Source organism: Rhizobium sp. CF122, assembly GCF_000282035.1.
Taxonomy (GTDB): Bacteria; Pseudomonadota; Alphaproteobacteria; order Rhizobiales; family Rhizobiaceae; genus Rhizobium.
Genome location: NZ_AKKA01000099.1, coordinates 1 through 7,071, shown reverse-complemented (window position 1 = coordinate 7,071; position 7,071 = coordinate 1). Strand labels below are relative to the sequence as shown.

Here is a 7,071-nt window from a genome sequence, read left to right as displayed (position 1 = left end):
CGCCAGCCGCTACTGGCTCGCCGACAGCTATCAGGCAAGCTTCGAGGCCGGAACACGTCCGACAAGCTTCGACAAGGACTTTGTGCGCGCCTGGGTCGCGGAGCGCTGCGACCCTTATAAGGATGAGATCCCGGAAATCCCCGTCGAACTGATCCAGCAGACCTCCGAAGTCTACATCAAGGCCTACGAAAGCATCACGGCGCAACACTTTGTTCCCGACGACAGCGGAGCAACCCCGGTCGAGCGCATCCGCAAAAGTCTGTCGGCCTACTTCTCGTAAGGCCGCCGCGCAGGAAGCCTGCAACATTGGCTTGCAGGCTTTCCGTCGTTGGCGCTAGCATCTGTAAAACTGGGGTGCCGGCCTCAAGCCGGCGGGGGAATGGATGGCACGCAGGCCAAGACGCAAGGCCGAAGAGACCCGCGAAGACATTCTCTCCATGGCAGAATTGCTGTTCCGCCAACGTGGTTTCGTCGCCGTTTCCATCGCCGACATTGCCGCCTCGCTCGGTATGTCGCCGGCCAATGTTTTCAAGCATTTCCGTTCGAAAAGCGCGCTTGTCGACGCCATTGCGGAACGCCACCTCGGCGAGGTCGCAGATCGCTTTGCCGCCTTCGACGATGAACTGCCGCCCAACGAGCAGCTGCTGCGCTTTGTATTGCGCCTGCTCGACAGCCATCTGCAGGACATTCAGCAGAACCCTTATATCTTCGAAATGGTCCTGATGACGGTGCAAGCCAAGCTCGAGGCCGGCAATCGATACAAAGAGCGCATCGTTCAAAAGCTGGACGATATCATACGGGTAGGGATCGCCGCGGGACGCTACCATTGCAGCAACCCGCAAGATGCCGCCAGCACAGTTGCCGATGTCCTGGCAAGCGTCCTGCACCCAGTTCTGATCGCCCGTGATGATAAGGACACACTTGTCCACCGCGCAAAGCAGATCGTCATTTTCGTCGATGCCGCACTGCAAAATAGCGCTTGCTAAGTGACGATTCATAACTTACGTCACTTCGTAAAGTCTTTCTTAAATTCGGATCAGTGGCATTCGATTCTGGATCGATGATCGGCCCTCATTGTTGATGAAGGCCATTGGTTCGGACGCCACCGCACAAGGAATTCATTATGATACGGCGCATTTTCCTCGTTTCCTCCGCCCTTGCTCTCGGCGGGGTACTCGCCGCATGCAGCGATAGCGGTAACAAGCAGGGCGCAGCCGGCGCCGCGGGTGCCGCTGCTCAGCAGGCCGCCCCGGTTGGTGTCATATCCCTGACGAAGGGCAGCTTCCCTGTCACCACGATCTTGCCAGGCCGCGCCGAAGCTTCGCAGATTGCCGACATTCGCCCACAAGTTAGCGGCATCATCGAGAAGATCCCCTTCAAGGAAGGTGGCGAAGTCAAGAAGGGTGACGTTCTCTACCAGATCGAAGACGCGCCCTATCTGGCAACCGCTGCACAGGCACGCGCCGCCATTGCCAAGGCAGAAGCAAGCGTTCCGAGCGCGCAAAGCAATTTCGATCGCTATCAGCGCCTTGTCGGTTCGGGCGCGACGCAAATCGAACTTGAGACGGCGCGCACCAACCTTCTGCAGGCGCAGGCCGAGGTCGAATCCGCAAAGGCAGCCCTAACCGCCGCCGAAATCGATGTCGACCACACGAAGATCATTGCGCCATTCGATGGCGTGATCGACCAGACGGCATACAACGTCGGCAACGTCGTCGCCGCCAACCAGACGACGGCGCTCACGACCGTACGCCAGCTGGATCCCGTCTATATCCTCCTGACGGAATCGAGCACGAACCTGCTGCGGCTTCGCGACGCGATCAGAAGCGGAGAAGTCAAGGGCAATGCCGGCAACGCCGCCTTCCGCCTCATCTTGGAAAACGGCAAGGAGTATGACCAGAAGGGCACGCTTGACATGTCGAAGTCCGTCGTCAGCGAGACGACCGGCACGTTCATCATCCGCGTCCGCTTTCCAAATCCCGACCATATCATCCTGCCCGGCATGTATGTCCGCGCCACGCTGGAACTCGGCGCAGAGCAAGGCTATGCGCTGCCGCAGCTTGCAACCAGCCGAAATGCGAATGGTGAGCTGACCGCGCAGTTCGTCTCAGCCGACGGCAAAGTCGAAACCCGTATCTTCGAAAACGCATCGCCGTCCAACAACGCCTGGCTCGTTACCGAGGGCATCAACGACGGCGATCAGTTGATCGTCAGCGGCCTGCAGTCGATTTCCGCAGGCATGCCCGTCAAGCCAATGCCGATGAAAATCAATGACAAGGGGATCGTTGTGCCCGCTGATCAGGCCGCATCCGGTGAAGCGCAAAAGCCCGCCGCGAAGTAATCGCGACGAACCGTGATCAAAGCCGTACAGGAACAGTAAGCCAATGGCCAAGTTTTTCATCCGACGCCCGATCTTTGCTTGGGTCATCGCGATCACGATCATGCTCGCGGGCCTGCTCGCAATCTTCACGCTATCGATTTCGCAATATCCTGATATCGCGCCAACCACGGTACGCATCAATGCGACCTATCGCGGCGCGAGCGCCGAAACCGTCGAGAAATCGGTGACGACGATCATCGAAGACGGCATGACCGGCCTCGACGACCTGACCTATATGACGTCGACCTCGTCGACCGGGTCTGCCAGCATCTCGCTGACATTTGGCACCAGCGCCGACCCCGACATCGCGCAGGTCCAAGTCCAAAACAAGCTCCAGCTGGTCCAGTCCCAGCTGCCGAGCGACGTCATTGACGCCGGCATCAGCGTCACCCGCTCGACCTCGAGCATTCTGCTCGTCGGCTCGTTGGTTTCGACGGACGGCAAGCGCAACTCGGTTGACCTCGGCAACATCATGTCGACGTCCATCGAAGATCAGATCCAGCGTATCGAGGGCGTCGGCAGCATCAACATCTTTGGTTCGGGTTATGCCATGCGCGTGTGGCTCGATCCGTACAAGCTATTGAAATATCAGTTAACGACCGGCGACGTTACCTCCGCGATCGAAGCGCAGAACACCCAGGTTTCGGTCGGATCGCTGGGCGCCCAGCCGTCGGTCGGCGGCCAGCAGCTCAACGTGACCATCACGGCGCAAAGCCAGCTCACCACCGTTTCCGACTTCGAGCACATCATCTTGAAGGTTGAAAAGGACGGTTCCACCGTCCGCCTCAGCGATGTAGCACGCATCGAGATCGGCCAGGAAAGCTACGGCGGCTCCTCCCGCTACAACGGCCAGCCGTCGAGCGGCTTTGCCGTCAACCTCGCCATCGGCGCCAACGCCATCGATACCGCCGACCGCGTTCGCTCTGCCCTCGACACCATCAGCCACGGCCTGCCGGAAGGCGTGGAAATCACCTATCCGTACGACACGACCCCCTTCGTCGAACTGTCGATTGAAAAGGTGGTTCACACGCTGATCGAAGCCATCGTTCTCGTCTTCATCGTCCTTTTGGTCTTCCTGCAGAACCTCCGGGCGACACTCATTCCGACGATCGCCGTGCCAGTGGTTTTGCTTGGGACCTTCGGCATCCTCGCCATGGCGGGATATTCGATCAATACGCTGACGATGTTTGCCATGGTCTTGGCGATCGGCCTTCTCGTCGACGACGCCATCGTGGTCGTCGAAAACGTCGAGCGCATCATGACGGAAGAGAAGCTGTCGCCGCTCGAAGCCACAGAGAAGTCGATGGGCGAAATCACCGGCGCCATCGTTGGTATCGCGCTCGTCCTGACAGCCGTCTTTATCCCGATGGCTTTCTTCGGCGGCTCGACCGGCATCATCTACCGCCAGTTCTCCGTGACGATCGTCTCCGCGATGCTGCTTTCGGCACTCGTCGCGATCGTCCTGACGCCGGCGCTTTGCGCGACCATGCTAAAGCCGGTGACCGAACACAAGAAGCACCGGATCGGTGACTGGTTCAACCGCAACTTCACGCGTTCTACCAACGGCTATGTCCGGAGCATCGGCTACCTGCTGAAACGGCCGATCCGCGTCATGCTGGTCTTCCTCCTCATCGGTCTTGGCTGCGCCTACTTGTTCAATCGTCTGCCAAGCTCCTTCCTTCCACAGGAAGACCAGGGTGTGCTGCTGACGATCGTCACGACGCCTCCCGGCTCGACGACGCAGCAGACCCAGGCCGTCGTCGAAAAGGTCGAGAAATACTACCGCGAGAACGAGAAAGACGCTGTGCAGTCCGTCTTTGGCGCCCTTGGCTTTGGTTTCAATGGTTCCGGCCAGAACAGCGCCATCGTTTTCACTAAGCTCAAGGATTTCTCTGAGCGCACGGATCCGAACCTGCATGCGCAGGCTGTCGTGACGCGGGCGCTGAAGACCTTCTTCACCTTCCGCGAAGCGCAGGTCTTCGCGCTGCTGCCGCCGGCCATCCAGGGTCTCGGCGTCTCAAGCGGCTTCTCCATGTATCTCGTCGATACCGGCGGTCACGGCACCGACGCTCTGGACGCTGCCTCGAAGCGCTTGATCCAGGCCGCAAACTCCAGCGGCAAGGTCGTCGCGCTGCGCAGTAACAACAAGGAGGTCGAGCCGCAGATGAAGATCGTCATCGACCAGGAAAAGATCGGCGCGATGGGTGTCGATATCACCGCGGTCAACTCGATGCTCTCGGTCATCTTTACCGGTCGCGACGTGAACGACTTCACCTTGAATGGCGAGATCAAGCCGGTCTACGTGCAGGGTGACGCGCCGTTCCGCATGCAGCCTGACGATCTCGATCACTGGTATGCCCGCAACTCAAGTGGTGAAATGGTGCCCTTCTCTGCCTTCACCCGCACCGAATGGGTCAAGGGCGCCCCGACACTCGCACGCTTCAATGCAGTGAGCGCAATCCCGCTCGAGGGCGCGTCGGCACCGGGCGTGAGCTCGGGCGACGCCATGAACGAAATGGAAGCGCTGACTGAACAATTGGGCGGCGGCTACACCGTGGCCTGGCAGGGCATTTCCTATCAGGAACGCCTGTCCGGTTCGCAGGCACCGATGCTCTATGCGATTTCCGTTCTCGTCGTCTTCCTCTGCCTGGCAGCGCTTTACGAAAGTTGGTCGATCCCGTTCTCGGTCATCATGGCCGTGCCGGTCGGCGTGCTCGGCGCCCTCGCCGCTGCAACTCTCTTCGGTCAGGCGAACGACGTCTACTTCAAGGTCGGCCTGCTGACGACCATAGGTCTGGCGGCGAAAAACGCGATCCTGATCGTGGAGTTCGCGAAGGACCGAATGGAAACAGGAATGGGACTGCTCGAGGCGACTCTTGAGGCGGCGCGCTTGCGCCTGCGCCCCATTATCATGACATCCCTTGCCTTCATTCTAGGTGTCGTGCCGCTGGCAGTCGCAACCGGAGCAGGCTCTGCGGCGCAGAACGCAATCGGTATTGGCGTGCTCGGCGGTATGCTTGCCGCGACCGCTCTCGGCATCTTCTTCGTGCCCTCGTTCTTCGTTGTTATCCGCCGGATCTTCTCGCGGACGAGCAAAAATGAAGCGTGAGTGTGATATAAATGCACTGTGAGAAGGTGAGACTCGTTGATACATTGCCGCCAACTGCTTCGGGATGGTGTTTCTCGTACGAGCGAAGCGCGGCCGATAGCGAAGCATGAAGGCTTCTGACAAGAATAGATTTGGTCGAGTTACAGGAAGATTTTTAATGGCATCTTTTCGCTTTGCCTCTCCGGCGTTTCTGCTTCTACTCGCGGGCTGTGTGAGTGGCCCGGACCATGTACCCCCGGAGATGCCGCTTCCGGCGAAGTTCAGCGAGGGTGGCGCCAAGGACATCGGCGACGTGTCGACGGCGGCCTGGTGGACGGCTTATCGTGACACGAAGCTGAACGGCCTGGTGGTCCAGGGGCTGAACGAGAACCTGTCGGTGCAGCAGGCGCTGGAGCGCATCAATGCGGCAGCCGGCGGCGTCACCGTGGCCGGAGCCGGGTCGTTGCCGAGCCTGTTGGTCGGCGCCAGCCACACCACCAGCGGCACGATGGGCGAGCGCCGCACCTCGATTGGCGCCACCAACACCAGCGCCGGCGAAGCCAACGTCTCCTGGCTGCTCGACCTGTTCGGCCAGTACCGCCGCTCGAAGGAAAGCGCCCAGGCAACGCTCGATGCCGCCTATTCCAGCGCCGACGTCGCCAAGCTCACCTATCTGCAGGATCTGGTGAACTCCTACATCGACCTGCGCTTCTTCCAGGAGCGCCTGGCGCTGTCGCGCGCCAACCTGAAGTCGCGCCAGGAAACCTACGAGCTGACCCAGTTCCAGCTCGAAGCCGGTGCCGCCTCGCGCCTCGACGTCGTCCAGGCCGAAGGTCTGGTGCAGTCGACGCAGGCCGAAATCCCCGGCCTGGAGACCAACATCCGCGTTGCCGCCCACCACATCGCCACGCTGCTCGGCCAGCCGGCCGGCTCGCTGCTCGGCGAGCTGTTGAAGGGCGCGCCGCAGCCGATCTTCCGCGGCGGCATCGTCTCCGGCATCCCGGCCGACCTGATCCGCAACCGGCCCGACATTCGCGTCGCCGAGCGCAATCTGGCCGCCGCCACCGCCAATATCGGCGTCGCCATCGCGCAGCTCTATCCGACGATCACCCTGTCGGGCTCGATCTCGCCGAGCTATGTCAAGCCGGCCGGCTTCTCCGGCGGCAGCCTGACCACCTGGTCGTTCGGCCCGACCCTGACGCTGCCGATCTTCGACGGCGGCCGCCTGCGCGCCAATGTCGACATCGCCAAGTCGGATGCCAAGACGCAGTATCTCGCCTGGAAGTCAACGGTGCTGGATGCCGTCGAAGAGGTGGAGAACGCGCTGTCGGCGGTGCGCCGCGACGCCCAGACGGTGGAAGCGCTGCGCGCCCAGGTGAAGACGACGCAGGAAACCCTGGAACTGTCGACCGCCAGCTACAAGGACGGCGCTTCCTCGCTGCTCGACGTGCTCGATGCGCAGCGCCAGGTGTCGCTGGCCCAGGCAAGTCTGGCCGCCGCCATCCAGCAGATGGCCAAGGACTATGTCTCCCTCAACGTCGCCATCGGCGGCGGCTACAATCCCGGCGCACCCAGAACCACCGCGCCGCCAAAGGCAAGCTGA

Annotated in this window: 5 protein-coding genes; all 5 read left to right on the top strand. The window is 60.9% G+C overall.

Annotated features, from left to right (window positions below; genetic code table 11):
* The coding region (locus PMI09_RS25600) for a phosphoribosylaminoimidazolesuccinocarboxamide synthase (protein WP_007801259.1) at positions 1-280 on the top strand (280 nt) is incomplete at its 5' end.
* Between the two features lie 103 nt (positions 281-383).
* On the top strand, positions 384-986 hold the full coding sequence (locus tag PMI09_RS25595) for a TetR family transcriptional regulator (RefSeq protein WP_007801257.1): 603 nt from the start codon (positions 384-386) through the stop codon (positions 984-986).
* Positions 987-1,123: 137 nt separating this feature from the next.
* The gene (locus PMI09_RS25590; RefSeq protein ID WP_007801255.1) at positions 1,124-2,341 is read left to right on the top strand and encodes an efflux RND transporter periplasmic adaptor subunit; all 1,218 of its coding nucleotides are present in this window, start codon (positions 1,124-1,126) and stop codon (positions 2,339-2,341) included.
* A 43-nt stretch (positions 2,342-2,384) separates the two neighbouring features.
* Positions 2,385-5,489, top strand: coding sequence for an efflux RND transporter permease subunit (locus PMI09_RS25585; protein ID WP_007801253.1), 3,105 nt, complete (start codon positions 2,385-2,387; stop codon positions 5,487-5,489).
* A 157-nt stretch (positions 5,490-5,646) separates the two neighbouring features.
* The gene (locus PMI09_RS25580) at positions 5,647-7,071 is read left to right on the top strand and encodes an efflux transporter outer membrane subunit (protein ID WP_007801247.1); all 1,425 of its coding nucleotides are present in this window, start codon (positions 5,647-5,649) and stop codon (positions 7,069-7,071) included.

What these genes read in the sequence shown, in the direction of transcription:
- PMI09_RS25580 (WP_007801247.1), top strand. Translation starts at nt 5,647, where the DNA reads ATGGCATCTTTTCGCTTTGCCTCTCCGGCGTTTCTGCTTCTACTCGCG.
- PMI09_RS25590 (WP_007801255.1), top strand. Translation starts at nt 1,124, where the DNA reads ATGATACGGCGCATTTTCCTCGTTTCCTCCGCCCTTGCTCTCGGCGGG.
- PMI09_RS25595 (WP_007801257.1), top strand. Translation starts at nt 384, where the DNA reads ATGGCACGCAGGCCAAGACGCAAGGCCGAAGAGACCCGCGAAGACATT.
- PMI09_RS25585 (WP_007801253.1), top strand. Translation starts at nt 2,385, where the DNA reads ATGGCCAAGTTTTTCATCCGACGCCCGATCTTTGCTTGGGTCATCGCG.